General features: G+C 35.1%; 2 pseudogenes. Both read left to right on the forward strand.

Annotated features, from left to right (window positions below):
- Window positions 1-154 (forward strand): annotated as a pseudogene (locus tag JV16_RS15645) (IS4 family transposase); the annotation flags it as partial.
- 528 nt (window positions 155-682) lie between these two features.
- A pseudogene (locus JV16_RS16080) lies at window positions 683-851 on the forward strand (ISL3 family transposase); the annotation flags it as partial.

Below are 851 nucleotides of genomic sequence, written 5' to 3' on the forward strand. Positions count from 1 at the left end.
CGTAGCCATGATAGTGTACTGTCTGAATGTTTTAGCTCAGTTGAACACGAATAGCGAACGCAGTTACTTACAAATTAGTCGCTATTTGAAGGCTTCTTTGTGGAAATCCGCTCACATTTGGTTACGAAAAATCGAAGGAAAGAGCGTCCCATAAAGGTTTGCCAGTCGTTGTTGCACAAGTCATAGGTTATAGTAAAAAAATGGATGTCTACTACCCTCGCTTAGGTGTTTTCGTTTTTTCTCTAAAGTCCAGAAAAAATAAAACTGAAAATTCAGACATCATTTATGCGACGGTAGTGATATATATATTAAAGTGAAAGGTTGTTTAATATTGAATATAACAAAATTTAAACTAGAACAAAATAAAATGTTCAATCTAAAAGTTCAAAGCTTTATAGGTAAGATATACTTCTTCTCCAAAATACTAAAGTCTCTTCAAAAAAGAGATGTGGTGGTAATTAAAAGAGAGAGAGGGATTCAAGACGGATATATCTTTTCGATCCTAATTGCAAGAAACAGCTATTTAGATAATAGTGAGCTAGTTATCAAAGATATGGCTCTTCACCACAAGTTGTACTTGATCATTTAAGATCGGTGTGCATATAGAAAATAGGGGTACAAAAAATGCGAATTTTCCTGTATGGTAAAGGTGACCAAACCAAACCATTGGAGGAAAATTCGCATGTACTCTCAGTTTATCAAAGAACTCATCGATTTACCAGATGTTTTGATTCAAAAGGTGCGAAAAGAAGGAGATCGTTGGATTTTCGAACTTTCTCTACCTGAACAATGCCCGTTATGTCCTGTCTGCTTGAAACGCACGATCAAAATGACAGGAAAAAAGAAGCAAT

The organism is Anoxybacillus ayderensis (assembly GCF_000833605.1).
GTDB classification, from domain to species: Bacteria; Bacillota; Bacilli; order Bacillales; family Anoxybacillaceae; genus Anoxybacillus; species Anoxybacillus ayderensis.